The sequence below is a fragment of the Streptomyces sp. NBC_00454 genome, assembly GCF_041434015.1.
Taxonomy (GTDB): Bacteria; Actinomycetota; Actinomycetes; order Streptomycetales; family Streptomycetaceae; genus Streptomyces.
In genome coordinates this window covers 4,049,083-4,074,361 of sequence record NZ_CP107907.1, presented here as the reverse complement: position 1 = coordinate 4,074,361, position 25,279 = coordinate 4,049,083, and the positions used below count along the sequence as shown (strand labels likewise).

The window sequence follows — 25,279 nt, the reverse complement described above, 5'->3', positions numbered from 1 at the left end:
GCGGAGGGGCTCCCGCGTACTGGACGTACTCGGGTGCCCCGACAACGCGGCGAGGCGCCGTGGCAGACGTCACGGGCCAGGCGCTACTTTGCGGACACCCCCTAGAGCCAGCCGCGCTCGCGGGCCGCCCTGGCGGCCTGGACGCGGGTCCGGCTGCCGGTCTTCGCGATCGCCGCGGAGAGGTGGTTGCGGACCGTGCCGTGCGCCACGTGGAGCCGGGCGGCGACCTCGGAGAGCGGGGCACCCGACTCGGCGGCCTCCAGCACCTCCCGTTCGCGGGGAGTCAGCGGGTTGGGTACGGCGGTCAGGGCCGTCAGGGCCACCGTGGCGTCGATCACCCGGTGTCCGGCCGCCACCTGGCGGACGGTCTTCACGATCTCCTGGACCTCGGTGTCCTTGGCCAGGAATCCGTCGGCCTGCACGGCCAGGGCGCGGGTGAGGTACCCGGGCTGCCCGAAGGAGGTCAGGAGGATCACCCGGCACTGCGGGAGGTTCTGCTTGACCCAGGCGGTCACCGCGAGGCCGTCCTGCCCCGGCATGTCGATGTCCAGCAGGGCCACATCGGGCCGGTGCCGCTGGATGGCGGCGACCGCCTTGTCCCCGTCGCGGGCCAGGGCCAGGACGGATATGTCCTCCTCCTGGTCGAGCAGCTGGCCGAGGGCATCGGCGATGACCCGCTGGTCGTCCGCGAGCACGACGGTGATCACCGAATGTCTTCCTCTCGTCGGGGCGCCCCCGAGGCCGGGGCGAAGCCGGTGGCCAGGGCGAAGCCGGTGGGTCCGCGGCCGGTGGGCCCGGGGCCGGTGGGCGCCTCGGCGACGACCTCGAAGTCCGTGCCGGAGCGCTCGGTCCGGAGCGTCCCGCCCAGCACCGACACCTGGGTCAGCATACTGGGCAGTCCGCTGCCCGGGCCGTGGCCGACCGGTGCCTCCGGGCGGGCCCGCGGAGCCCCGTTGTTGGCGATCGCCAGCCGGACGGCGCCGGGGGTGACGCCCACCGTGATCCGCACCCGGTCGGCCGTGCTGTGCCGCAGGATGTTGGCGGTGCACTCGCGCAGCACCCATCCCAGCGCGTCGGACACGCGGGGCGCCAGGGAGTCCAGGAGGACCCGTACGGCCTGTCCGCCGGCCGACTCCGATTCCGGCTCCGGCTCCGGCTCCGTGTGGACGTGGACTTCGACTTCGATCCCCACCGCGCGCAGCGTGGCGACCGTGCGGTCGAGCGCCGCCCCGAGGCGGACCTGGCGGTAGCCGGGGGCCTCGAAGCGGACCTCGTGCAGGATCAGCCGCAGCTCCCGCTCCAGCCCCGCTAACTCCGCGCTGCGGTCCGGATCCGCGGCGGACCGCTCCCGGGCGGGTCCGAGACGGCCCGCCAGGGCGGCGAGCCGGTCCCCCACCGGATCGGCCGCCGGGGCCGGCCGGCGGCGCCACCGGGCGTACCAGGCCACCGTTACCGCTTCCGGGCGGCCCGGCGGAACGCTGCCAGCGCGAGTGCCCCGAACGCCGCGGTCCAGGCGGCGAAGACGACCGGGGTCTGCCAGCCGGGCATTCCGCCGGCGATCAGGGTCCGCCCCGAGTCGGCGATCTGGAAGGAGGGCGTGAGCGTGGTCAGCTTCGCGACCCAGGCGGGCAGGATCTCGGTGGGCAGCCACAGGCCGCCGAGCAGGGCAAAGAACATCAGCGCGATCATGCTGGCCGCGTACGAGGTCTCTCCGCTGGTCAGCAGTCCGATCACCACGCCCAGCGCGCTGAAGGCGAAGGATCCGACGGCCACGACGGCGAGGGCCAGCGCCCAGCGGGCCGGCGGCAGGTGCACTCCGTTGACCAGTGCGCTGGTCACGAACACCGCGATGACGGCCGGGACGCCGACCGAGACCGCCGAGAGCAGCTTGCCGAGCACCACTTGCGCGGAGGTCAGCGGAGTCAGCGTCAGCTGCTGGAACCAGCCGCTGCCGCGCTCCTGGGAGAGCCGGTGGCCGGCGGTCGAGAGGCAGGCGGAGACCGTCGCGAAGGCCGCCATGTTCATCATGTAGTTCGAGGCGAACTCGGCCGCCGAACCGTCGCCGATGCGGCCCTTGTTGAGCTGGACGAAGACGATGTTCATCATGACCGGCATCAGCAGGGTCATCACGAGGAACCGGGGGTTGCGCAGGGTGCGGCGCACCTCGAAGAGCAGGTAGGAAACCATGGGGGGCTGAGCCTCCGTGAGGGGTGGGGACCGGGGGACGGCGGGGCCGGAAGGACGGTGTGGGGGGGAAGGGCTGGGTGGCGGGAAGGGGCCGTCAGAGGCCGGCCGAGGCCACCACGGAGAGGTAGGCCTCCTCCAGGTCCACCGCCTGGACCTGGAGATCGGAGGCGTCCGGCACCTGGACCACCAGGGCACGGACCGTCGCGTCGGGATCGACGGTGGTCAGCTTCAGACCGTCGGCCTCCTCGCTGCACCCGGTCACTCCGGGCAGGGCGAGCAGTTCGGCGGACGGGACCGGGCGGGCGGAGCGGAACCGGACGGTCGATCCGCCGGAGCGGCGGCGCAGTTCCTGCGGGGTCTCGTCGGCGATCGTGCGGCCGCCGGCGATGACGACGACGCGGTCCGCCGCCTGTTCCACCTCGGTCATGTGGTGGGTGGAGAAGAGGACGGAGCGGCCGTCCGCCGCTGCGGCCCGGACCTGCGCCCAGAACGACTGACGGGAGGCCACGTCCATCTCGTTGGTGGGCTCGTCCAGGATCAGCAGCTGCGGCCGGCCGACCAGGGTCAGCCCGAACCGCACCCGCTGGCGCTGGCCACCGGAGAGCTTCTCGACCCGGCGGCCCGCAATGTCCTCGAGCGAAGCGGCGGCGAGCACCTCGGCCAGCGGCATCGGGTCGCGGTGCAGCGAGGCGACGAAGGAGATCAGCTCCTTCACCGACACCTGCTCGGCGAGTCCCGCGGTCTGCAGCATCGCGCCGACGCGGCCCGCCTCCAGCGCGCCGCGGGGCGTGGAGCCGAACACCCGGACCGAGCCGGCGGTCGGCTCGATCAGGTCGAGCAGGGTGCCGATCAGGGTGGACTTGCCCGCGCCGTTCGGGCCGAGCAGCGCGACGATCTCACCGGGGCGCACCTGGAAATCGACACCGGCCACGGCCTTGGTGTCCGCACCCGGATAACGGACCTCGAGGCCGCGCACGTCCACCGCGAGAATTCCCGCGTTTTCGTCCGGTGCCGTACTCCTGCGTTCCGTTTCCATCAATGTCACTCTCCTGCTCCGTTCTGCGCGTGGGGGCGAATCCGAGCCTATTCCGGTGGAAGTGGGGTTGCCCAGGGTCGCTTGTGACGACTGCCCCGTGACAGTTGTCATGGCTCGGCAGACGATGACCGGAGAGTTGACCGGAAATCCCCCGAGCACAGGCGTCCAGGCCGTTCGGGCGGGGCCATTCCATGACAGCTGTCATACCTCGGGGGTGATTTATGGATGGTCTGTCACCGGGCCCCTCTGACAGTTGTCACCGGAATTCGAAGATCCATTGACGGGTCATCGCCAGGGGTGCGAGAAATGTGTCACCGGCCGAACGGGACGAACGAAACCCGGAAAGGCCGGACACTGCGCTGAGAAACCACTTCAGCGAATTACCGAAAGAGGAAACACCATGTCGAACAACATCAACGCGGCCGCCGGCATCGACTTCGGCGGCCTGGACCTCGAGGTCCTGGAGGTCGGCGAGGTCCGCGACGCCGTGCAGCTCCCGGAGACCGGCGCCTCCTCCGGCAGCAGCAGCTGCGACTCGCACTCCACCTGCGGCTCCACCTCCACCTGCTGCGTCTGATCCTCCTCGCGGACGAACGACAGCGGATGACCTCACTCGGGGGGCGGCGGGAGCTCTGCCGCCCCCCGAGGGGGCGCCCTCGACAGACCTGACGCCAAGGAGACCCCGTATGCCGCGTGCAGCGACCACCCACCCGGCGGGGCCCGACGCGGCCACTGCCGGGGCAGCCCGGACCGGGGCGGCGCCCTGGGTCCTGGTGCGTGCCAATCTCGTGACCGCACCGCCCCGCCCCCGACTCCACCACCACGAACTCGAGAACCTCCACCTGCTCCGCGGCGAACGACACCGGGACGCCCGCGCCCTGCTTGCCGCGCTGTACCCCCTGGGCAGCCGCGATCAGCAGCCCGAACTGCGCCGCGCCGCAGTGGCGTTGGCCCGGCGGATCCAGCGCGACCTGGACTCCGCGGCGGCCCTGCCCGCCGTACCGCCCGCGCCCGGGGACGAACTCCCCGAGGACATCCGCGCGTTGGCCGAGCAGTGGCGCACGGCACTCGGCGTCGAACGCGAGGCCCTGGCCCGGCTCTCCACCCTCGTCGGAGAACAACTCGCGGGCGAACGAGCCTGGTTGTCGCGGACCCTGGCCGACCCGGCGCTCCAGCTCGCGGCCACGATGTCCAGCGCCTCGCTGGCGGCCACCGCGCGGCGCTACGCCGCAGCCGCGGGAGCGCCCGACAAGCAGCTGCGCAAGCGCGAACCCCGGCTGCTGCGCACCGCCGCGCGCGCCCTGCACCGCACCAGCCCCTTCTCCCACTACACCGCCGTCGGCCTGGCCTGGGACGGGAGCCGACGCGGCGAACTGCCCCTGTCCGACGGCCCCCTCGACCTCGACCCCGCCACCGGCCTGGGCATCCGGCTGACCACCGACCTCGCCGCGCTCCACCGCCTGGTCCGCGCACGCCTGGCCGCGCTGGGCGGGGCCGAGCCGCTCACCGCCGCCTCCCTCACCGCCGACGACGGCACGACCGTCGCCTTCCAGCAGCCCGTGGACGACGCCGGCGGCCAGTCCCGGATCGTGGACGGCCGCAGCCGGACCGTCACCCTGCGCGCCACCCTCGCCGTCCGTGCCGTGCTCGGCGCACTCACCGCCGGCCCCCGCACGCGCGGGGAGCTGGCCGCACTGCTCAGCGGCGGCGACCCCGAGCGGACCCCGCGCGCGGCCGCCCTGGTCGACCAGCTCCTGGCCGCGGGCGCGCTGCGCCGGTGGGACCCGGTGGACCCCGACGACGCCGACCCCGTACGGGACGCCGCGCAGCGCCTGCGCGCCCTGGTGATCCCCGGCGGCGACGCACTGGCCGACGACCTGGCCGCCATCGCCGACGCCACCGACGCCCTGCACCCGCGCCACGGCTCCGGAGACCGGGCGGCCGCCGTCGAAGCCCTCGCGCAGGCGTGGAGCGCCGCCGGGGCGACCCCCGCCCGGCCCGCCTACGAGGACGTGTCGGCCGCCCGCCCGGTGGCCTTCCCCACCGCGGCATGGACCGAGGTCCAAGACGATCTGGCCGCGCTCACGGCCGTGGCCGACATCTTCGACAACACCCACATCGGGCACGCGATCCTGCACCGCTCCCTCGCCGCCGAGGTCGGCGTCGGAGGCCTCATCCCCTTCGCCGAACTCGCCCGGCGGCTCCCCGAGTTCCTGGCCGGGCAGTCGCTCGACCGGGACCGGCTCGTCGCCGAGGTCTGCGCCGGCTACCCCGCCGTCGCGAAGCTCGTGGAACTGCGCGCGCAGGCCGCCGCCGAACTCGCCGCCGCGGGCCGGGCCGGACAGCGCGAGGTCGTCTGGACCCCGGCCAGGCTGCGCCGCTGGGCCGAGTCCGTACCGCGCGAACTGCGGCGTGAACGCCAGGCGCTGGCCTACTTCGTCCAGCCCACCGGACAGAGCACCCGGCCCGACGGGACGCCCCGGATCGACGGGGCCGTGCTCAACGCCGTGCACGACGGCTACGCCCAGATGACCTCCCGGTTCCTCAGCGGATGGGGCGACGGAGTGGTCGCGGAGGTCCGGGCCCGGCTCGCCGAACTGCTGGGACCGGACGCGGTCGAGCTGCGCCCCGTGCACGGCTTCAACGCCAACGTCCACCCGCCGCTGCTGGACCGCTCGTTCACCACCACCGACCGGCCCCGCCCGGAGCTGCCGGGCGGGTCCGTACTCGATCCGGCGACCCTGTCCATCCGGGTCGGCGCCGACACCCTGAGCGCCGAGGACGCCGCCGGACGCCCCGTGCACCCCGCCTACTTCGGCTTCCTCGTGCCCTTCCTGCTCCCCGCACGCGACGCCGCCCTCTACATGCTCGGGCGCGGCCCGCTGGTCCGGATGGACCTCGGCGCGGACGTCGAGCGGGAGAGCGACCCGGCTGCGATCGTGCACCACCCGCGGGTGACGGCCGGCCGGGTCGTGGTGACCCGCCGGGCCTGGACCATGCCGGCCGGGGCGTTCCCCGTCCGCGGTCCCGGCGACGACGACACCACCGCCCTGCTCGCCATGGAGGCCTTCCGGCTGCGCCACGGCATCCCCGCCCGGGTCTTCGTCCGGGCCGAACCGCAGGCCGAGGGCGCCTGGCAGCAGTTCGTGGCCATGCGCACCAAGCCCGTACCGGTGGACCTCCGCTCGATGCTCGACCTGCGCTCGCTGCCCGCCTGGACGGCGGGAGCGGCCCGGATCCGGGTCACCGAGGCGCTGCCCGACACCGAGGACCGCCCCACCGACCTGCTGACCGGCGACCGCTGCACCGAGTACGTCCTGGAGACCGTCGTGGCCCCGGGACCGGCCCCCCGTGAGGACTCATGACGAACGACCACAGCGCCGGGCTCCCCGTCCTGGTGATCTCCCACCACGCCGAGACCAAGCTGGGCCTCAGCACCGACCTCGCCGCCGCACTGCTGGCGGAAGGCGCGGGCCCCGGGCTCGGCCTCGAACGGCACTGGCTGCGCGGCCCGCACATCCGCATCTGGGGCGCCGAGGACCGCTTCGAAGCCGTGGCCGCACGCGCCGGAGCGGTGCTCGCCCGGCACCGCTCGCCGCAGCCGCTGGACGAGCCCACCCACCTGGCCCGGTCGCAGGCCCTCGGCCGCGCCGAGCTCGTGCCCGGCCCCTACGGGCCGCTGCGCCCCGACAACACCGTCGCCGTCGAGGAGCTGCCCTCCGAGCAGATCACCGGACTCATCGGCGCCGCCGGACTCCGCCTGAAACAGCGGGTGATGGCCGAATTCCTGCCCGCCCTCGCCGTGTCCCGGAGCCTGGGCGAGCTGCCCGGCGCCATCCGGGCCATCGCGCCGATGGTGGCGCTGGCCGCCACCTGGCCGGTCGGCGGAGTGCGCTCCGGACACCTCACCTACCGCTCCCACCTGGAGGAGTACCTCCACCTCAACGACCCCGACGGACTGCTGCGGACCCGCTTCGCCGAGCAGCACGCCCGGGTGGCGGTCTCCGTCGACCGGATCGTGGCGGACGTCCTCGACTCCATCGACGACGACCACCCGGACGGCGCCCGGCGCGGCCCTTACACCGGCGCCGACGAGGCGACCGCCGCCTGGTCCGCGGCCTTCGGCCGCGCCCTCGCGCACGCGAGCGCCGCCGCCGCACGCGGCGAACTGGGCGAGGACCTCGGCTCCGGGTACGCCGCCCTCGCGGCCGAGCACTGGCCCGCGGAGCGGACCCGCTGGGAGTTCGGCGCCGACCGCGGCTACAGCGAGTTCCACCGGACCCTGCGCGGCCTCGACCACCTGCCCGAGCGCGTCCACGTCACCGAGTTCGCCGCCTACCGCTTCGTCGTCAACCAGTTCCTGCGCACCGTCCCGCTGCTCGACGTCTCCCCGGTGGAGCGCTACTTCGCCGCGTTCGCGCTGTGCGACTCCGTCGAGCGGCTGCTCGGCGTCGACTGGCGCGAACTCCTCGCCACCGGGGCGGAGGCCCGCTCATGAGCGCACCGCTCGACATGCCGATCGACATACCTATCGACGCACCGTCCGCCGCACCGATCGACGTCCCGCCCTCCGCACCGCCCGCCGCCCCGCGGCTCCGGCCCGGGGCCCGGGTCCGGGCCGTGGAGGACGGGCTGGTGCTCCACCGCGCGGGTGGCACCGTACGGCTGCGTACCGCCGCCGGGCTGCCCGCGCTCTGGCGGGCCGCCGGAATCGAGCTCGTCAGCGGCGCCGAGCCGGCGCAGGACGGTGCCCGGCGGGCGCGGTCCGTGCTCACCGGGCTGCTCGACGAGCACGGCCTGCTGGTCCGCCGGGAGGTCACCCCGACGGCGGCCCAGACCGCCGCCCTCGCCACGGACGACTCCTGGCACGATCCCGCCTCCCTGCACTGGCAGTTGAGCGGCACACGCCAGTGGACCGACGCCGCCCGCACCGGCCTCGGCGGTCAGGCCGACCCGGCCCGGATCACCGCCGACGCCCCCGAACCGGGCCTGGTCCTACGGGTGACCGCGCGCGACTCCGCGGACCGGCCGGTCGCCGAAGCCGCCGTACTGGCCCACGGCGACGGCTTCGCCGTCGTCGACGGAGCGGGCGCCGACACCTTCGCGCGCTGGACGCGCGACCCGGGCGCCGCCGCCCCGCAGACACCGGGGCCGCTCTCCCCCGCCCTGGTGGCCGCCGTCGCCGTCCACCGGGTGCTGCGCGCCCTCTCCGGCCCGGCCCTGCCCCACCTGTGGCACAGCGTCACCCGCGGAGGCGTCCAGCTGCGGGCCCTGCCGGAACCCGCCGACCTCACCCCCCGGACGCCGCGCCCCCTCGGCACGTCCCCGCGCACCGCCCCGGACGACTTCGGCCCGGTCATCGACGCCCTGTCCGGCGACTGGGACCCCGAACTCGGCCCCTGGCGCGAGCCGCACCCCGGCCGGCTCCTCCAGATGCCCACCGCCATGACCTCCTGCACCCTGCCCGCCACCGGCCCGTTCCCGCCCGGCCTGCGGACCGTGGTCGGCCTCGGCGACACCCACGACGCCGCCTGGGTGGCGGCCGCCCTCGGCGCGGCCCGGCTGGCCGCGGCCGCCGTCGCCCCGCCCGGCGCCCACGCGGTGGCCGGGCTCGGGGACCTCGGCCTGGTCGCCGACCTCGCCGCCCGCTCCGCCGTGGCCCTCGCACCCCCGGTCGCCGAGGCGCCGGAGCAGTGGCAGCCCGTCGAACCCCTTCCGGAGGCGGCCCGGATCCGCTGGGCGGAGGGCATGGCCGTACTGGCCCGCTCCGCGCCCGCCGCGGCCCCGCCCCGCCTCGGCCCGGTCCGGCTGCACCGGGGTGGGCTGCTGCCCGTGGCCGAGGCCGAGCTGTGGCTGCCGCACGCCGCCGAGCCGGTCCTCCACCGGGCCTCGGGCCCCGACGAGGACACCGCCGTGGCGGAGGCGCTCCGCCTGGCCGCCGCCCGGACCCAGCTGCTGGCCGGGGACGGGGACGCCGACGCCCAGCTCTCCGATGCCCAGCTCTCCGCGGAGGTCGTCGATCCGCACGCCACCGCGCTCGCGGCACTGGCCGGGGACGCGGAGCTGGTGGCAGGCCTGGAGGCCGGAGAGCCCGAAGCGCACCGGCAGGCCCTGGACCGCCTCGCCACCGCGGTCCCGGGAACGACCGTACGCCAGCTGCTGGTCGGGCCGCGGTGGCAGGAAGCCGCCGTTCACGTGGGATGGGTAGGTAGATCATGAGTCCTCTGACAACCGGGGCGCCGACAGGCGCTCCCCCGACCACGGGCGACACCCTCACCGCCGCGCCCGCGCCGACCGGGCCGCGCTCCACCGCCGCGCCCGCCCGGCAGCGGCTCCTGGACGAGCTGCGCGCCTGGGCGGCCGGACAGGCACCGGCGCCGGAGGTCGTCGGCTTCGACGGATCCCCGGCCGAGCGGGCGAGCACGCTCGACAACTCCGCCCGGGAGCAGGGCCGCACGACCCTGGCGGCCCGCCTGATCGGCGACGTCCTCCAGCTCGGCCCGCTCCTGCCCCCGGACGGCCGGGCCTGCCTGCTCTGCGCCGACAGCCGGCACCGGGCCGTGCTCGACGACACCGGGCTCAACCCCGCCGAGACCGGGGCGGGCCCGGAGGTCGCCGACGACCTCGGCCGCGCCCTGCCCGGGGCGCACTGGCTGCCCGCCCTGCCCGACCTGCTGGACGAGCTCCGCGGGCGCACCGAGGCCTGTGACGAGGCGACCGGCCGGCCGGTGCTCTGCCTCGACCTGGTCACCGGGACGCTGACCTGGCACCGGCTCACCCCGGTGGTCGGCTGCCGGGGCTGCGACCGGGGCGAGGAGGACCCGCAGCCCGGCCCCTTCGTGCCGCGGACCATGAGCGGCCCCGGTTCGCTGCGCTGCCAGGAGGTACCCGACGGGGAACGGCTGGAACGGCTGCTGGTCGACCACCGCTTCGGCCCCATGCGCCGCGCCTACCGGGACGCCTTCGCCCCCGGCGCGCTGGTCGGCGTAGAGGTGGCCCTGCCGAACGTGCACCGGCGGCTGTGGGGATACGGCCGCGGCGACGACCATGCCGGTGCCCGGACCGTAGGGCTCCTGGAGGCGGTCGAGCGCGAGAGCGGCTGCCGCCCGCAGCGCAGGCACCGGCGGGTCACCGCGAGCTACCGGGACCTCGGCGCGGCCGCCCTCGATCCGGCCGTCCTCGGGCTGCCCGCGGCCGGGTACGAGAACCATCCGGCCACGATCCTCGACCCGTACCGGCCCGACACCGTCACCACCTGGGTGCCGGCCTGGTCCCACGCGGAGCAGCGGGAGGTCCTGGTACCGGAGCACGTGGCGCACTACGGGGTGCCCTCGCGCCCGGACCAGGCGATGTTCCTCTACGAGTGCTCCAACGGCTGCGCGGTGGGCTCCAACCGGGAGGAGGCCACCCTGCACGCGGCGCTGGAGTTGCTCGAACGGGACGCCTTCCTGCTGCGCTGGTACGCCCGCGAGGCGGCGCCGCCGATCGTCCCCGAAGCGCTCACCGACCCGACCGCACTGCTCTTCCGGCAGCGGGCCCTGGCCGAGGGGTACGAGGTCCACCTCTTCGACGCGACCACGGACACCGGCGTTCCGGTGGTCCAGGCCCTGGCGATCGCCGCGGACCGTCCGGACGCCGCCAGCTTCTCGGCCGCCGGCGCCCACTTCGATCCGCAGCGCGCCGCCCGTGCGGCGCTGCTGGAGGTGGTCGTGATGATCCTGCTCCAGGGCAGGCGCCCCACCGTGGACCGGGAGCAGCGGCTGCGGATGCTGGAAGACCCCACGCTGGTACGGGACATGGAGGACCACGTGGCGCTGTACACCCTCCCGGAGGCCCTGCACCGCTTCGACTACCTGCTGGATTCCGGCCTTCCCGCCACGGACCTGGGCGACCGTCAGGACGCCTGGGAACGGACCCGGCGCAGCGACGACCTGACCGGCCTGCTCACCCGGGTGCTGGACGAGATGACGGCGGCGGGGATGCCGCCGGTGGTCGTCGACCTGACGAGCCGGCGCGACGCCGCCCTCGGTCTGAGCACCGTCAAGCTCATCGCGCCCGGCGCGGTGCCGGTGACCTTCGGGCACGTCCACCACCGCACCACCGGCCTGCCCCGGCTGGACCGGGCCAGGGCCCGCACCGGCCACCGCGGCGCACCGCTGCCGCACCCGTTCCCGTAGGCCGGTCTCTTTCTCCTGAGGAATCCCATGCCCACCACCACGACCACGGCCACCACCCCAACCTCAAACCCAACCCCGGCCCCGGCCCCGGCCCCGGCCCCGGCTACGACCGCGTGGCAGTCCCTGCACGTCTTCGCACACGGCGACCGCACCACCGCCGACCACCTGTACCTCGCCGCCGCCGCGGAGGGCCGCCGGGCCGCCGAAGGCGGTCTCGCCACCGGCTGGTTCGCCCTGCGGTACTGGGAGGGCGGACCCCACGTCCGGCTCCGGCTGCGCGACGCCCGGCCGGGCGCGGCCGACGCCGTCGCCGTCCGTCTCGCGGCCACCACCGGCACCCTTCCGGGTGCCGCGCCGCTCGACCCCGGCGCCTTCTACGCCCACACCGCCGACCCGGACGGGGCCCGCAACCTCGGCTGGCAGCCGTCCGGCACGGTCCTGCGGCCGACTTACCAGCCGGAGACGGAGCGCTACGGCGGCCCCCGCGCCATGCCGCTCGGCGAGGAACTGTTCCAGCTGTCCAGCGAGGTGGCCGCCGCCGCCCTCCCCGCCGTCCTGACGGGCACCTCCCGGACCGGAGCCGCCCTCGGGCTGCTCGCCGGCCACGTCGCCGGTCTGCTGGACGCGGGCTTCGACGAGCTCACCGTCGCCGCCGTGCTGCGCCGGTACGCACTGTCCTGGGCCACCCTGCCCGGGGCACCCCGGGTGGACGTCGCAGCCGCCCGGTCCCGTGCCGAAGCGGAACACGACCAGCGGCCCGAGCAGTTCCGCACGGCGGTGACCCGGCTGCGCGGACGGTTCACCGACTGGACCGGGACCGGAGCAGGAGCCGGGGCGGGGACCGGGACCGCGGCCGGGACCTCGACCGCATCCGGGACCGGGCTGCCCGGCCGCTGGGCCGCCGCCGTGACCACGTACGCCCGTGACCTGGAGGCCATCGGCGACGACCTGCGCCACGGTCCGTGGCCCGCGCTGACCAGCCAGTGGCACATGCTGGCCAACCGGCTGGGCGTGCCGGTCGCCGACGAGGCGTTCCTCGCCTGGCTGGCGAGCCTCGCGCTGGCCGGCGCGGCCGGCCCGGACGCCCTCCACGCAACCGGCCGCATGGCGGCCACGGACTTCCTCCAGGCGGCCAAGTTCCGGCGCGGCGCGATGGGCCGCCAGGCCCCCCGCAAGGAGACGGACCGCCCCGACCCGGCCGCGGCCCGCGACCTGCTGCCCGGCGCCCCCGTCCCGCTGCCGGCCGCCGACCCGGCCCGGCTCGCCGCCCCGGACCTCGCGGACGCCCTCGGGCTGCGGCGCAGCGCCTACGGCCGCTTCGGAGGCGAACTGGACGCCGCCGACCTGGGCACCCTGCTCGGCCTCGCCGCCGGGGTCACCGCCACCGTGGACGTGGAGGAGGCCGGCCGACCGGTCCGGCTCGACCTGTACGCGCACCCCTCCGCGGGCGCCGTACGCCCGGTCCTGCTCGACGTCATCGTGCAGCGGGTGGCCGGAATCGCCCCGGGCGCCTACCGCTACCTGCCCGGCTCGCACTCCCTCGCCCCCCGTACCGCGGTGGACACCACCGCCCTGCTCGCCGCCTCCCCGTACACCGAGCCGCGCGACGGCGGGCTGCGTCCGGTGGCTGCCGACGAAGCCCCCGTCCTCCTGCTGCTCGGCATCGCCCCCGCCGCCATCACCCCCCGGTACGGGCAGCGCGGGATCCGCTTCGCCCTGCTCGAAGCGGGCCACCTCGCCCAGAACCTGCTCCTCACCGCCACCGCCCTCGGCCTCAAGACCCTCCCGATCGGCGGCTTCTACGACGACGAACTCGCCGTCGCCGCCGGCTGGGACGGCCTGTTCACCCAGCCGCTGTACCTGGTCCCGGTCGGGGTGAACCCGTGAACCTGGCGGGGGGCCGCGCCGTGGCCGTGGACGCGGCCTTGAACCAGACCCGGACCGTGGACCAGGCCCAGGCCCAGGCCGTGGACCAGGCCGCGGGCTCGGCCCAGGCCGGGGACTCGGCCAGGGACTCAGTCGTGAACCGGGCCGAAGGCTCGGCCGTGAACCGGGCCGGGACCATGGACCAGGCCGTAGGCGCGGCCCGGGGCCGGGCCGTGGACCAGGCCGTGGACGTGGACGTGGCCGAGGGCCGGGCCGGGCGCCGGGCCGGGGACGGGGACGGGGTCGTGGGCCAGGCCGGGGACTGGGCCGGGTCCGGGGGTCGGGCCGTGGGCTCGGCCAGGGACCTGGCCATGGGAGGGGGCGTGGACCGGCCGGTCGTCGCCGTGCCCAACCCCGACCTCCGTCGCCTCCTCGCGGCGCGCGGGCGGGAGCACCGGTTCGTCACCGCCGAGCACCGTGCGCGGGCCCGGCTGGCCGTGGTGGAGCGGTCGGGCTGGCTGGTGGTCGGCGACGCCGCGCTCGCCGACGCCCACCAGCCCGTACCGACCGGCGCCCTGCCGCACCACGCGGCCGTCGCGGCGGGGCTGCTGCGGCAGCTCGCCGGGGCCCGCCCCGGGGACTGGTACGCGCTCGACCTCGACGGGCAGCGGATGCGGGGAGGCAACGGTGCCCCGGATCTCGGCTGACCAGCGCATCCCCGCGCTGATGGAGGCGGTACGCAGCGGCCGGCTGCCGCCGCGAGCCGTGCCCGGCCGCCCGCCCGCCGGCCTCGGGGTCGAACACGGCCCCGCCGGGCTCCTGGTGACCGGCGGCCCCCGGACCTGGCGGCTCGGCGGCGCGGCGGGCACCCGGCTCGGCGAGGTCCTGGCGGGCCGGCCTGCCGAAGCCCACGAGGCCGAGCTGCTGCACGCCCTGGGCCTCTGGGAGCAGGACGACGCCCCGCCGACCGGAGCCGAGTACGGGTCCTTCGACGCGGCAGTGCAAGACGCGACGGCGCTCGACGCTGCGGCGCAGGACGCGGCAGCGCTCGGCCCGGCGACGCAAGACACGGCAACGCCCGGCGCGGCAGCGCTCGGCCCGGCAGCGCAAGACACGGCAGAGCCCAGCGCGGCAACACAGCACGCAGCAACGCTCCGCGCGGCAACGCAGCACGCGACGGCGCCCGCCGCCGCAACGCAGCAGGCGACGGCGCTCGACGCTGCGGCGCAGCACACAGCAACGCCCAGCCCGGCAACGCAAGACGCGACAACGCCCGCCGCGGCAACGCAAGACGCCACACCGCCCGGCCCAGCGGCGCAAGACGCGGCAACGCCCGGCCCGGCAGCGCCCGGCCCGGCAGTGCAGGACGCGATAGCGCCCGGCGCGGCAACACAGCACGCAGCAACGCCCGCCGCGGCAACGCAAGACGCCACACCGCCCGGCCCAGCGGCGCAAGACGCGGCAACGCAAGACGCCGTCCTGCGGTTCTGCGGGCGCTGGGCCGCGACCACCCGCCGCCACTCTGGCGGGGTCGCCGTGGTCGCGGCGTGGCGGCAGGTTCGGCCGGTCGTCGTCGGGGACTCCGCGCTGGCCCGGGAGTTGAGCCGGGAGCTGGCGCGGAGCTGGCCCGCCACGACGGGGGAACGCGAGCTGCTGCTGGTCGTCGACCGCGCTGCGGATCCGGCCGAGACCAGGCCTCAGCTCCCGGTGTGCGCTAGAGGCGGGACCGTCACGGTCGGGCCGTGGACCGAGCCCGGCGAAACTCCCTGCCCGGTCTGTGTCGCCCAACGTCCGCCTGCCACGGGGCCGGTGACGGGGGACCTCGGCCTGCTGGCCGCCCTCGCGGTCGCCGAGGCCGTCCACACCGTTGCCGGGATCGGCCGCGGAGCCCGTCCCGGCCTGGTGGTCGCGCACACCCCCGGCTCCGGCACCACCCGGGCCCACGGCCTCGGGCCCGCCCCCGGCTGTACCCGCTGCGCGGGCCGGCCCGCCCGGCCGGACCGGGCCCGTACCGCCGCCGAGGCCCTCCCGGCCGTGCTGCTCGCGGCTGCGCCGCCCCGTCGCTGGCGCGCACCGGCCGCGGAGGAGGTCCACTTCACGCAGGCCGCCATCGGCCTCCAGCACGCGGTGCTCCCGGGCGAGCCGCTCACCGCGGACCTGGCGGGCTTCCTTACGGAGCCCCGTTGGACGGAGTTCCTCGTCAGGGTCGCGGGCCGCCGGTCCGCCGACTCCGCGATCGACCGCTGGGCCCCCTCCGCGGGCAACCTCGGCGCGGGCACGCTGATCGCCCCCGGCCGGGACGGGGCCCTGCTCGTCCAGCCGCGGCACGCCTCGGACGATCCGGCCGCCCTCCAGGCGGCGCACCTCCCCGGCGGGCCGCCCGCCGGGGGCTTCGGCCTGGCGGTGGACGTGGCCCGGCTGGTGGGCAAGTACGGGGAGTCCGGGCGGCGGATCGCCTCCGCCGAAGCGGGTGCGCTGCTCGCGCAGACCGTCACGGCGGCTTCGGCGGCCGGTCTGCGGGCCCGGCTGTCCGACGGGCGGCTGCCCGAACTGCCTCCGGGGTTCCTGCCGTTCGGGTCCGTCGAGGTCACGGCGGGGCACCGGCGGAGCCTCCTGGCCGAGGCCGGGCTCCGGGCCCGCCGCAGCCGGCGCGACCTGGGCTGGCAGCCTGCCGACCGGGGCTCCCTCACGCTCGCGCTGCGCCGGGCCCGCAGCCGGGCCCGCGCCGCCGGGATCGACACCTCCGGCATCCGCCTGACGCTGCTCGCGCCGGGGACCGCGGGCGATGTCCTCATGCAGCCCGGCCTGCCCGGACGGGCCGCACTGCTCCTGGCCCACACGGACCTCACGCTGCGCGGCGACCCCGGCGCCCTGCGGGACGCGGCCGCGCTGCTGGCCCTCGTCGCGCTCGCGGGCGGTGCGGCCGGCCTGCACTCCTGCCTGGTCCACGGCATCGTCCCGGTCGCCGCCGCGGCCCGGCTCGGCGGGGGCCTGATCGACCGTGCGGCACTGATCGGCCTCCTGGTGGGGCAAGAGACCGGAGAAGGACATGCCTGACCACGAACCCGCCCACGGGACCCCCCACGGGACCCCGTCGACACCGGCGACACCGACGGACCCGCACCCCGGCCCCGCACCTTCCGACCGGGAGGAGCGGCTGCTGGTGCTGCGGCCCGCCACGGTGGCGGTGGCGACCCCCGACGGGCTGTTCGTCCGCACCCTCCAGGGCGAACACACGCTCCGCGCACCCGCCCTCGGCCGGACCTGGCCGCGGCTGGCGGGCCACCTCGAAACCGGCATCGGCCCCGAGCGGCTGCCCCGTTCGCTCCTCGACGCCCTGCTCTCCACCGGGGCGGCCGTCCTGGTGCCCGCCGCCATCGCCTCCTCGGAACTGCCCTGGCACCGGTACGCCCTCTCCTGGGCCGCCGACCCGACGGCCGCGATCGACCGCATCGCGACGACGGTCTGGGAACCGGTCGGCGACGGGGTGGAGACCGGCGCGCTGCGGGCCGCCGCCCGCGACTGGGGCCTCGACGGGCAACTCCTCCCCACCCGTCCAGGCGCCGGACTGAGGCTGTACGCGCACAGCGGAGCAGCCTCCACCGGATTCCGGCTGACCGCGGGGGGCGGCGACCTCGTGGCCGAACGGATCGGTACGGAACCTGCGGCGGATGCAGCGGGTACGGCGGATACGGCGGCCGACCGGCTGCCAACCGCCTTCGCCCCGCCGGTCCGCGCGCTGGCCGCCGCGGCCGTACTCCACGCCGCGCTCGCCGAAGCCTCCGGGCCCGACGGTTGGCACTGGCCCCAACTGCCGTTGTCCATCGACCCCCTGACCCTCACCCTCACCGACGCCGATGGCTCGTCCAGCCGCTAGGGAGCCCCCGTTGACCCTCACCACCGACACCAGCCCCGGCCACAGCCCCGCCTCCGCCGGGCGGCACCTGTGGGACCTGGTCGCGAGCGGCCGCCCGCAGGGCCGCCCCGTCTACCACCGGCCCGCCCCGGAGCCCGGACCCGCGCTCGCACTGCCGTACCCGGGGACGGCCCCGCTGGTCGGCACCGAGGCCAAAGTAGCCACAGACGCAACCCAGTTGACCGCCCTCACGGCCCTCACCGCGATCGCCGACGGCACCATCGGTGTGCGCCGTCTCGAACCCCGGGACCTGGTCGGACCGCACGCCGCCACCGCCTCCATCCGGGGCGTCCGCGTCGCCCGGCTCACCTTCGCTTCCGACGGACACGAAGCCGAGTACGACCCCGCGCGCCACGCCCTGGTGCCCGCGCGGGAACCCTTCGCCCCCACGGGGCTGCGCCTCGAAGCGGACCTCCACCGCGTCCCGGAGGGCTACGCTCCCGTGCGCGAGGTCGTCGGCCTCCTGGAAGCCGGGATGCACCACGCCACTGCGGCCTGGCTCACCGGTCTGCTGCTTCCCGAGTGGCCCCGCACCGACGCCGAGCCTGCGCCCGGCCGCTCCCCGGTCTCCGCCTGGCACGCCCCCGGCGCTCCGCGCACCACCCAGACGCACCCGCCCGCACCGGCCGCACCGGCTTGGCCGCTCGACCCCGGCTCCTTCGCCCGCCCCTTCGGCGACCTGCTCGCCGGTCTCGGGGTGCTGGACGTGCTCCGCCGCCGCAGCGCCGGCCGGGGCCCGCTGGGCCTCGTACCGAGCCGCAGACCCGACCCCCGGGGAGCGGAGGCGCTCCCCGCCCTGCTGCGGGCGGCTGCGGCGGACATCGGGCTGCCGGAGTCGAAGGGCGCGCCGCTGCGGCTGGTGCCGGTCTCCCCGGACGCGGTCGCCGCGGCCTTCACCTATCCCGCGCACCGGGTGGACGCGGCCGCCTGCGACACCGGCTTCCTGCTGGTCGCCCGCCAGGACCCCGCCGCCGGGCCCGAGACCGTCCGCGGCGCCCTGCTGGCGGCCGGGGCCTGCTACCAGCGGCTCGCCCTGGCCGCCGGCGCCCACGGCTATTTCCTCCGGCCCGTCCGCAGTGTCCGCGCACCCGAACTCGCCGCCGCCGCACGGCTGGAGCCCGACGAGACCATCCTGCTGACCCTGCTCGGAGGGCGCGGCAGGTACACCGAACTCTCCCTGCCGACCGGCTGACCGGCTGACGGAGGCGGGCCCTACAGCGCCGCCGTACTGGAGGTCCTGACGGGAGCCGCGGTGGAGGCCTTGGCGGAGCCCACGGCAGTCGACTGGCCGGGCGCGGTTCCGGGGCACCCGACTGCGAGTGCCCCGCGTACGAAACGCACGGCGTAGAGGGTCACCAGGGCGGCCGCGGCGCACAGGCCGATCTCGAGGAGCACCTTCACCAGACCCGTCCAGTCCCGTCCCGTCCCGTCCGCGGAGATCACCATGGCGAAGAGTGTGGCGAGTTGGCCGAAGTCGCCGGTCAGGGTGGTGGAGGCGGAGAGGACCAGCCCCCAGCCGTGGCCGACCGCCTTGAACTTCGCCGTCGTGAGCCAGCTGTCCTTGACCGAGTACGGCGCATCGATCGGCATTTTGGCGCCCGGCCAGTTCCTCCGCACCGTGCCGAAGGCATCCGCCTGCCAGATCATCAGCAGGAATACGGCCATGGCTGCCAGCAGGGCTTCCACCAGCGCCCACCCGTACTGCGGGGTGTGCTCCACGCCCCGGATCAGTGTGAACCGCTGGGTGGCCGGGGCGTTGTCGGGCAGCGAGAACGCGAGGGTGCCGGCCCTGTCCGCGCACTTCTTGTCGAGCGTCAGATCGACGACGGCCGCGGTGGGCACGTTCTTCAGGCTCAGCCGCTCGGCCAGGGTCGCCCGCAGCGCTCCCGCGTCGCCGTCAGCGCTCCTTCCCCGCCCCCGGGGATGCCGGCGCCCCGGACTGCGAGCGGCCCTCGCGGATCCGTTGTCCGGCGAGGGTTACGGCGGCGGTCGCGGGGGTGGTGCGGTGGGTGCGGGCCGTGTGGAAGACCTGGCGGAGCGTGTCGGCGATCCCCTCGATGCGCTCGGTCAGCCGCTCCTCGGACTCCTGGCGCAGTTCGACCCCGGTGGCGTGGATGACTCCTCCGGAGCTGACGACCACGTCCGGCGCCCAGAGGACGCCCCGGGCGGCGAGCAGGTCGGCGGTGGCCGGTTCGTCGAGCTGGTTGTTGGCGGGGCCGGCGACGGCGGCGCAGCGCAGCAGCCCCGCCGTGCGGGCGGTGAGCAGACCGCCGAGGGCGGCCGGTACGAGGACGTCGACCTCGGCGGCCAGGGCGCCGTCGGGGTCCACCCAGGTCGCGCCGAGCTCCTCGGCCAGGCGGCGTGCGGCCGGGTCGATGTCGCTCACCACGAGCCGGGCCCCGGCGCGTTCCAGGAGCCGCGCCACGTGGGCGCCGACCGCGCCGAGGCCGATCACCCCGAAGGTCCGGCCGGCGAGTTCCGGTGAGCCGAAGGCCTCTTCGGCCACCGCGCCCAGGGCCGCCAGGGTGCCGCGCGCGGTGTGGAGGGAGGAGTCGCCGCTGCCGCCGTCCTCGACGGGGCGGCAGCAGACGTGCGCGGTGCGTTCGCCGATCACGGACATGTCGGCCGGGCCGCTGCCCACGTCCGGGCCGGCGATGTAGCGGCCGCCGAGCGATTCGATCGCGTCGCCGATGTCGTGGAGCAGGGCCGTGCGCTCCACTCCGGTCGGCCGGTCCGCGGTCGGGAGGGCTACGACCGCCTTGGCGCCGCCGTGTTCCAGACCGGCGAGCGCGTTCTTCCCGGTCATCGCCTCCGCGAGACGCAGGGCGTCCGCGATCGGGGCGGCCGGGTCGGCGTAGTGGGCGATCCGGCATCCGCCCGCTGCCGGGCCGAGGGCGGTCGAGTGGATGGCGACGGTGATCGCGAGGCCGCTGCGGCGGCCGCGTACGACCTGCACCAACTCGTGGGTGGGGTGCGGGATTCCGAGGGTCACAGGGTGCTCAAGTGCGGCTGTCATGGCGCGAAGCTAGCCACTCCGACGGGCCAAGTGACCGGTGGCCGAACGAAATTCGGAGCGGGCGGCCATAATCTCCGCATGGACGAACTTGATTCGGCGATCGTCCGGCATCTGCAGCGCGATGCGCGGCAGACCAACCGCGATCTCGCCCGCGCCCTCGGCATCGCCCCGTCGACCTGCCTGGAACGGGTGCGGGCCCTGCGCGCCCGCGGGGTCGTCACCGGCTTCCACGCGGCGGTCGACCCGGCCGCCCTGAACCGTCACGTCCAGGCGCTGATCCACTTCCAGATCCGCCCCCTCAGCCGGGCGGTCATCGAGGCGTTCAAGACGTACGCGGCCGGTCTGCCCGAGGTCAGTACGGTCTACGTGGTCACCGGGGGCGACGACATGATCGTGCACGTCTCCGTGCCCAGCGTGGACTACCTCCACGGCTTCCTCATGGACAAGTTCACCGAACGCCGCGAAGTCGTCGGGTTCCGCACGTCCGTGATCTACCAGCACACCCACAACCAGGTGCTCGCGCCCCTCACGCCCTGACGCGCCCGGGGCGGGGCCAGTGGTGGTGGTACCGGTCGATGACGTAGTGGTGGTCGTGGAGCCAGCCGCCGCGGACGGGGCGGGCGCCGGCGAGATGGGGGTGGCCCGGGGGCAGTTCGGGGTGGACGTGCTCGATCTGCGACGGGTCGCGGGCGGGCCAGAGCGCCTTCGCGGCCACGGCGGCCGCCAGCGCGATGACGCCCAGCACGGCGGCCGTGGCGGGGAGTCCGGCGGCCGCGGCGAGCCAGCCCGCGAGCGGGTAGGTGAGCAGCCAGCAGCCGTGGGAGAGGGAGAACTGGGCGGCGAAGGCGGCGGGCAGGTCCGCGTCGGCGGTGGAGCGGCGGATGACCCGGCCGCCGGGGGTCATGACGCCGGAGCAGGCGGCGCCGATCGCGGCCCACGCGGCCAGGGCGGCGCACCAGGTTCCGGCGCCGGGGCCCGCGGCGGTGAGTGCGGCCACGCCCGCGAGGACCACCGGGAGGCAGAACGCGGCGGGGAGCATGACGGCGCGGTCGGTGAACCGGCCCAGCAGGCGCGGCAGCAGCAGCGCGGTCAGCATGGACCCGGCCCCGTACGCGCCGAGGGCGAGCGAGACGGCGGCGGCGGGGCGGCCGAAGTGCTCCCGGACCAGGACGACGGTGTTGACGAAGACGACGGCCCCCGCGGCGGCGACGGCGAGGTCGAGCGCGAGCAGGGCCCGCAGCCGGGGCGTGGCCCGGAACAGGCGCGTCCCGAACGCGGCCTTGGCGTACGCGCCGCCGGTGCGCGGGGCCGGCGCGGGCTTCGGCAGCGCGGTGGCGGCGACGAGCACCGCGGAGGCGGCGAACCCCACGGTCGTGCCGATGAACAGCCGGCCGTAGGAGACCAGGGCCAGCAGGGCGGCGGCCAGTGCCGGGCTGAACAGGCTCTCCAGGTCGTAGGCCAGCCGCGACATCGACAGGGCCTGCGTGTAGTCGCGTTCGGCGGGCAGCACGGCGGGGATGGTCGCCTGGAAGGTGGGCGTGAAGGCGGCCGACGCGGCCTGGAGCAGGAAGATCAGTACGTAGATCTGCCAGATCTGGGTGACGAAGGGCAGGGCGAGCGCGACGGCGGCGCGGGTGAGGTCCATCGCCACCATCAGCGTGCGGCGCGGTATCCGGTCCGCGACCGCGCCGGCGAGGGGGGCGATGGCGACGTAGGCGGTCATCTTGATCGCGAGCGCCGTGCCCAGCACCGCCGAGGCGTTCGCCCCCGCGAGGTCGTACGCGAGCAGGCTCAGCGCGACGGTCGCCAGCCCGGTGCCGACCAGGGCGATGACCTGGGCCGTGAACAGACGGCGGTAGGTGCGGTTGCTCAGCACGGAAAGCATCGGACCCCGTCCCGGTCGGAAGCCTCCATCGTAGCCAACATGTGCGTACGTGTGCACATGACGGGGACGGGACGTCCGACCGGCCCGGACGGGAGTGGGGTGGGGTCGGGTGGGGTCAGTCGTGGGGCGGAAGGGAGCCGAGCTGGTGGTCCGCGACGTTCAGGGCCTCGTCCACCAGCCGGCGCAGGTGCCCGTGCCGCAGGGCGTAGACCACGCGGCGGCCGTCCTTGCGCGTGGTGACCAGACCGGCCAGGCGCAGCTTGGCCAGGTGCTGGCTGACCGACGGGCGGGCGGCCCCGCACGCCCGGGTGAGCGTGGTGACGTCCGCCTCTCCCCGGCCGAGCTCGTCCAGCAGCGCCAGCCGGGTGGCATCGGCGAGGAGCGCCAGGACCGACACGGCAGCCACCAGCCGCTCACCCTGCTCCTGCGAAGGGTGCGCACCTGCCGGATCCGCGCTCGCGCTCATCCGCACATCGTAGGGCGGCGGGCCCGGACGCTCAGCAGCCGCCCGCGGAGGCGGGAGCGCCGACGCCGATCCGCAGCACGGCCGGGGCGGGCGCGGCGCAGCAGCCACCGCCCTCGCCCTCGTCCTCGCCCTCGGCGGCTCCGGGCTGGTCGAAGAGGCCGGCGCCGCCGCAGACCCCGGTTTCCGGGAGGACGAGTTCGACGCGCTCGGCGGCTTCGCGGTCGCCGGCCAGGGCGGCGGCGATGGAGCGGACCTGCTCGTAGCCGGTGAGGGCGAGGAAGGTCGGGGCGCGGCCGTAGGACTTCATGCCGACGAGATAGGCGTCCGCTTCCGGGTGGGAGAGCTCGTTCACGCCGTGCGGGTAGACCGTCCCGCAGGAGTGGACGTTCGGGTCGATCAGCGGGGCGAGGCCGACCGGGGCCTGCAGGCGCTCGTCGAGCGCGAGGCGCAGCTCGGAGACGAAGGAGAGGTCCGGGCGGAAGCCGGTGAGGACGATGACCTCGTCGACCGGGTAGAGGCGGCGGCCGTCCTCGGCGACGAGGACCAGGCGGTCGTCCTCGCGCTCGACGGCGGTGGTGCGGAAACCGGTGGCGGCGGTGGCATGACCGGCCTCGACGGCCGCCTTGGCGCGCAGGCCCAGGGCGCCGCGGGCGGGGAGCTGGTCGGCGGTGCCGCCGCCGAAGGTGTCGCCGCCGATCCCGCGCCGCAGGATCCAGGCGGCGTGGGTGCCGGGTGCGTCCTCGGCGAGGTCGGCCAGGAGGGCCAGGGCCGTGAAGGCGGAGGCGCCGGTGCCTACGACGGCGGTGCGCTTGCCCGCGTACCGAGCCCGTACGGCCGGGTCGGCGAGGTCGGGGACGCGGTAGGAGATCCGGTCGGCGGCGGCGCGCTCGCCCAGGGCGGGGAGGCCGTCGCCGCCGAGGGGGTTCGGCGTGCTCCAGGTGCCGGAGGCGTCGATCACGGCGCGGGCGAGGATCCGCTCCTCGCGGCCGGCCGCGGGTCCGTCCGTACGTCCGTCCGCACCGCCGTCCGTACACAGGATGTGGACGGTGAAGGGCTGGGCCTCGCGGTCGGCGTCGACGACCCGGTCGCGGCCGGCCCGGGAGACGCCGGTGACCCGGGCGCCGTAGCGGACGCGGTCGCCGAGGGCGTCGGCGAGCGGCTGGAGGTAGCGGCCCGCCCAGTCGCCGCCGGTGGGGTACGTGGCACCGTCGGGACGGACCCACCCGGTCGGAGCGAGGAGCTTCTCGGCGGCGGGGTCGACGACCTCGGACCAGGTGGAGAAGAGGCGTACGTGCGACCAAGCGCGCACCGCCGACGCGGCAGCGGGTCCGGCCTCCAGGACGAGGGGCTCGATGCCCCGGTCGACGAGCTGGGCGGCCGCCGCGAGGCCGACCGGGCCGGCACCGATGACGACGACGGGCAGGGTTTCGGCTCCTGTGGATGCGTTCACGACGGACTCCCCTATTGATTCGACATTTGTCGATGTCCCGACGCCTCCAGACTGACACCCTGTATCGATGTTCGTCAACATAGACATCTGTCGAATTCATGGGGATGATGGAGCCATGTCGACCACGAAGGCGTTGCCCCTGCTGGAGCCGGAGACGGCCGCGCCGTGCTGCCCGCCGCTGTCGGAGCGCCCGCTGACGGCCGAGGAGGCCGAGCGGACCGCCGTCATGTTCAAGGCGCTGGGCGACCCGGTCCGCCTGCGGCTCTTCTCCCTGGTGGCCTCGCACGCGGGCGGGGAGGCCTGCGTGTGCGACATCTCCGACGTGGGCGTCTCCCAGCCGACGGTCTCCCACCACCTGAAGAAGCTGAAGGACGCCGGCCTGCTCTCCTCCGAGCGGCGCGGCACCTGGGTGTACTACCGGGTGGAGCCCGCCGTGCTCGCCGCCATGGGCGCCCTGCTGACCCGGGCCGGCCAGGCCTGAGGGCTCACGCCGCTACGGGCGCCTTCGCGCGCATGAAGACGACCGCCACCAGCGCCAGGCCCAGGACGGCGCCGAGCACCTGCATGGCGACGAAGCCCGGCACCGAGGCGGGTGCGATGCCGGCGAAGGTGTCGGTGAAGGCGCGGCCGATCGTCACCGCCGGGTTGGCGAACGAGGTGGACGAGGTGAACCAGTAGGCGGAGCCGATGTACGAGGCCACCGCCACGGGCGCGAACCGGAGCCGGTCGGTACGGGCCAGACCGAAGATCAGCAGGATCAGCCCGGCGGTCGCGACCACCTCGCCCAGCAGCAGGTTCCCCGCCGAGCGGTCGTGCGTGGACCACTTCACCAGCGCTTCGCCGAACATCGCGTCGGCCAGCACCGAGCCCCCGATGGCACCGGCGATCTGCGCGGACACGTAGGCCGCCACCTCGCGCCCCGTGAGCCCGGACCCGCCCCTGCGGGCGGTCCACCACTCGGCCGCCGTCACCACGGGGTTGAAGTGGGCTCCCGAGACGGGTCCGAGGAGGGCGATCAGCACTCCGAGGCCGAAGACGGTGGCGGTGGAGTTCGCCAGCAGCTGCAGCGCCACGTCCTGGGTGAGTGCGACGGCCTGGATGCCGGAGCCGACCACGACGGCCACCAGGGCGGCGGTCCCCACCAGCTCGGCCGCCGCACGGGCCACCAGGGGCGGACGGGAGGTGAGGGATATCGGCGGAGCCGCGGGCTCGGTCGTGGTCACGGGAAGAACTCCTGGGCAGGGAAGGAGAAGGGGGGAGCGGGAGGGGGATGGCGGCAG

The 25,279-nt window shown here is 75.7% G+C and carries 22 protein-coding genes; 12 read left to right on the top strand and 10 right to left on the bottom strand.

What is annotated here, in order from left to right:
* Positions 1-101: 101 nt before the first annotated feature.
* The 4 genes from OHU74_RS18965 to OHU74_RS18950 all read right to left on the bottom strand — a co-directional run bounded on the left by OHU74_RS18965 (position 102) and on the right by OHU74_RS18950 (position 3,223).
* A complete protein-coding gene (locus tag OHU74_RS18965; protein WP_371617008.1) occupies positions 102-707 on the bottom strand; it encodes a response regulator in 606 nt (201 codons plus the stop codon).
* A complete protein-coding gene (locus OHU74_RS18960; RefSeq protein WP_371617007.1) occupies positions 704-1,447 on the bottom strand; it encodes a sensor histidine kinase in 744 nt (247 codons plus the stop codon). Before OHU74_RS18960 ends, OHU74_RS18965 begins: the two co-directional genes overlap by 4 nt.
* A 2-nt stretch (positions 1,448-1,449) precedes the next feature.
* On the bottom strand, positions 1,450-2,187 hold the full coding sequence (locus OHU74_RS18955; RefSeq protein WP_371617006.1) for an ABC transporter permease: 738 nt from the start codon (positions 2,185-2,187) through the stop codon (positions 1,450-1,452).
* Between the two features lie 94 nt (positions 2,188-2,281).
* Complete coding sequence (locus OHU74_RS18950; protein ID WP_371617005.1) at positions 2,282-3,223, bottom strand: ABC transporter ATP-binding protein; 942 nt, start codon at positions 3,221-3,223, stop codon at positions 2,282-2,284.
* A gap of 400 nt (positions 3,224-3,623) precedes the next feature.
* Between OHU74_RS18950 and OHU74_RS18945 the strand changes: the two genes are divergently transcribed.
* The 10 genes from OHU74_RS18945 (at position 3,624) to OHU74_RS18900 (ending at position 18,374) form a co-directional block, all read left to right on the top strand.
* Positions 3,624-3,800: a thiazolylpeptide-type bacteriocin gene (locus OHU74_RS18945; protein WP_371617004.1), complete on the top strand. Its 177-nt coding sequence runs from the start codon at positions 3,624-3,626 to the stop codon at positions 3,798-3,800.
* Between the two features lie 109 nt (positions 3,801-3,909).
* Positions 3,910-6,588 (top strand): lantibiotic dehydratase, encoded by a 2,679-nt coding sequence (locus OHU74_RS18940; RefSeq protein ID WP_371617003.1) that lies wholly within the window; start codon positions 3,910-3,912, stop codon positions 6,586-6,588.
* Positions 6,585-7,721 (top strand): hypothetical protein, encoded by a 1,137-nt coding sequence (locus OHU74_RS18935; protein ID WP_371617002.1) that lies wholly within the window; start codon positions 6,585-6,587, stop codon positions 7,719-7,721. Before OHU74_RS18940 ends, OHU74_RS18935 begins: the two co-directional genes overlap by 4 nt.
* The gene (locus OHU74_RS18930; protein WP_371617001.1) at positions 7,718-9,442 is read left to right on the top strand and encodes a hypothetical protein; all 1,725 of its coding nucleotides are present in this window, start codon (positions 7,718-7,720) and stop codon (positions 9,440-9,442) included. The genes OHU74_RS18935 and OHU74_RS18930 overlap by 4 nt, the downstream gene beginning before the upstream one ends.
* Entirely contained in the window at positions 9,439-11,400 is a 1,962-nt protein-coding gene (locus OHU74_RS18925) for a TOMM precursor leader peptide-binding protein (RefSeq protein WP_371617000.1), read from the top strand. Before OHU74_RS18930 ends, OHU74_RS18925 begins: the two co-directional genes overlap by 4 nt.
* 27 nt (positions 11,401-11,427) lie before the next feature.
* Positions 11,428-13,287: a thiopeptide-type bacteriocin biosynthesis protein gene (locus OHU74_RS18920; protein WP_371616999.1), complete on the top strand. Its 1,860-nt coding sequence runs from the start codon at positions 11,428-11,430 to the stop codon at positions 13,285-13,287.
* The gene (locus OHU74_RS18915) at positions 13,284-13,973 is read left to right on the top strand and encodes a hypothetical protein (RefSeq protein ID WP_371616998.1); all 690 of its coding nucleotides are present in this window, start codon (positions 13,284-13,286) and stop codon (positions 13,971-13,973) included. Before OHU74_RS18920 ends, OHU74_RS18915 begins: the two co-directional genes overlap by 4 nt.
* On the top strand, positions 13,954-16,323 hold the full coding sequence (locus OHU74_RS18910; protein ID WP_371616997.1) for a hypothetical protein: 2,370 nt from the start codon (positions 13,954-13,956) through the stop codon (positions 16,321-16,323). The genes OHU74_RS18915 and OHU74_RS18910 overlap by 20 nt, the downstream gene beginning before the upstream one ends.
* Entirely contained in the window at positions 16,316-17,143 is an 828-nt protein-coding gene (locus OHU74_RS18905; RefSeq protein WP_371616996.1) for a hypothetical protein, read from the top strand. The genes OHU74_RS18910 and OHU74_RS18905 overlap by 8 nt, the downstream gene beginning before the upstream one ends.
* 10 nt (positions 17,144-17,153) lie before the next feature.
* Positions 17,154-18,374 (top strand): hypothetical protein, encoded by a 1,221-nt coding sequence (locus OHU74_RS18900; RefSeq protein WP_371616995.1) that lies wholly within the window; start codon positions 17,154-17,156, stop codon positions 18,372-18,374.
* Positions 18,375-18,394: 20 nt separating this feature from the next.
* Here the strand turns inward: OHU74_RS18900 and OHU74_RS18895 are convergent, their stop codons facing one another.
* Together OHU74_RS18895 and OHU74_RS18890 are read right to left on the bottom strand one after the other, a co-directional pair.
* Positions 18,395-19,024 carry a hypothetical protein gene (locus OHU74_RS18895; RefSeq protein WP_371616994.1) on the bottom strand — a complete coding sequence of 210 codons (630 nt, stop codon included), beginning with the start codon at positions 19,022-19,024 and terminating at the stop codon, positions 18,395-18,397.
* A 55-nt stretch (positions 19,025-19,079) separates the two neighbouring features.
* A complete protein-coding gene (locus tag OHU74_RS18890; RefSeq protein WP_371616993.1) occupies positions 19,080-20,198 on the bottom strand; it encodes a Glu/Leu/Phe/Val dehydrogenase dimerization domain-containing protein in 1,119 nt (372 codons plus the stop codon).
* Between the two features lie 78 nt (positions 20,199-20,276).
* Here OHU74_RS18890 and OHU74_RS18885 point away from each other — a divergent pair, with 78 nt between their 5' ends.
* Entirely contained in the window at positions 20,277-20,735 is a 459-nt protein-coding gene (locus tag OHU74_RS18885) for an Lrp/AsnC family transcriptional regulator (RefSeq protein WP_330297575.1), read from the top strand.
* Here OHU74_RS18885 and OHU74_RS18880 read toward each other — a convergent pair.
* The 3 genes from OHU74_RS18880 to OHU74_RS18870 all read right to left on the bottom strand — a co-directional run bounded on the left by OHU74_RS18880 (position 20,725) and on the right by OHU74_RS18870 (position 24,086).
* Entirely contained in the window at positions 20,725-22,083 is a 1,359-nt protein-coding gene (locus OHU74_RS18880) for an MFS transporter (RefSeq protein WP_371616992.1), read from the bottom strand. The genes OHU74_RS18885 and OHU74_RS18880 overlap by 11 nt on opposite strands.
* A 115-nt stretch (positions 22,084-22,198) precedes the next feature.
* Positions 22,199-22,549 carry an ArsR/SmtB family transcription factor gene (locus OHU74_RS18875; RefSeq protein WP_371616991.1) on the bottom strand — a complete coding sequence of 117 codons (351 nt, stop codon included), beginning with the start codon at positions 22,547-22,549 and terminating at the stop codon, positions 22,199-22,201.
* 31 nt (positions 22,550-22,580) lie between these two features.
* Positions 22,581-24,086, bottom strand: a complete 1,506-nt coding sequence (locus OHU74_RS18870) for an NAD(P)-binding domain-containing protein (RefSeq protein ID WP_371616990.1) — start codon at positions 24,084-24,086, stop codon at positions 22,581-22,583.
* A gap of 28 nt (positions 24,087-24,114) precedes the next feature.
* On the opposite strand from OHU74_RS18870, the gene OHU74_RS18865 reads away from it, so the two are divergent.
* Positions 24,115-24,480 carry an ArsR/SmtB family transcription factor gene (locus OHU74_RS18865; RefSeq protein WP_371616989.1) on the top strand — a complete coding sequence of 122 codons (366 nt, stop codon included), beginning with the start codon at positions 24,115-24,117 and terminating at the stop codon, positions 24,478-24,480.
* Positions 24,481-24,484: 4 nt separating this feature from the next.
* Here OHU74_RS18865 and OHU74_RS18860 read toward each other — a convergent pair whose 3' ends face one another.
* Positions 24,485-25,222: an aquaporin gene (locus OHU74_RS18860; protein WP_371616988.1), complete on the bottom strand. Its 738-nt coding sequence runs from the start codon at positions 25,220-25,222 to the stop codon at positions 24,485-24,487.
* Positions 25,223-25,279 lie beyond the last annotated feature (57 nt).

Coding starts and splice junctions, on each gene's coding strand:
- OHU74_RS18935 (WP_371617002.1), top strand. CDS start 6,585: ATGACGAACGACCACAGCGCCGGGCTCCCCGTCCTGGTGATCTCCCAC.
- OHU74_RS18930 (WP_371617001.1), top strand. CDS start 7,718: ATGAGCGCACCGCTCGACATGCCGATCGACATACCTATCGACGCACCG.
- OHU74_RS18870 (WP_371616990.1), bottom strand. CDS start 24,086: ATGTCTATGTTGACGAACATCGATACAGGGTGTCAGTCTGGAGGCGTC.
- OHU74_RS18885 (WP_330297575.1), top strand. CDS start 20,277: ATGGACGAACTTGATTCGGCGATCGTCCGGCATCTGCAGCGCGATGCG.
- OHU74_RS18940 (WP_371617003.1), top strand. CDS start 3,910: ATGCCGCGTGCAGCGACCACCCACCCGGCGGGGCCCGACGCGGCCACT.
- OHU74_RS18955 (WP_371617006.1), bottom strand. CDS start 2,187: ATGGTTTCCTACCTGCTCTTCGAGGTGCGCCGCACCCTGCGCAACCCC.
- OHU74_RS18925 (WP_371617000.1), top strand. CDS start 9,439: ATGAGTCCTCTGACAACCGGGGCGCCGACAGGCGCTCCCCCGACCACG.
- OHU74_RS18880 (WP_371616992.1), bottom strand. CDS start 22,083: ATGCTTTCCGTGCTGAGCAACCGCACCTACCGCCGTCTGTTCACGGCC.
- OHU74_RS18920 (WP_371616999.1), top strand. CDS start 11,428: ATGCCCACCACCACGACCACGGCCACCACCCCAACCTCAAACCCAACC.
- OHU74_RS18865 (WP_371616989.1), top strand. CDS start 24,115: ATGTCGACCACGAAGGCGTTGCCCCTGCTGGAGCCGGAGACGGCCGCG.
- OHU74_RS18875 (WP_371616991.1), bottom strand. CDS start 22,549: ATGAGCGCGAGCGCGGATCCGGCAGGTGCGCACCCTTCGCAGGAGCAG.
- OHU74_RS18950 (WP_371617005.1), bottom strand. CDS start 3,223: ATGGAAACGGAACGCAGGAGTACGGCACCGGACGAAAACGCGGGAATT.
- OHU74_RS18905 (WP_371616996.1), top strand. CDS start 16,316: ATGCCTGACCACGAACCCGCCCACGGGACCCCCCACGGGACCCCGTCG.
- OHU74_RS18890 (WP_371616993.1), bottom strand. CDS start 20,198: ATGACAGCCGCACTTGAGCACCCTGTGACCCTCGGAATCCCGCACCCC.
- OHU74_RS18945 (WP_371617004.1), top strand. CDS start 3,624: ATGTCGAACAACATCAACGCGGCCGCCGGCATCGACTTCGGCGGCCTG.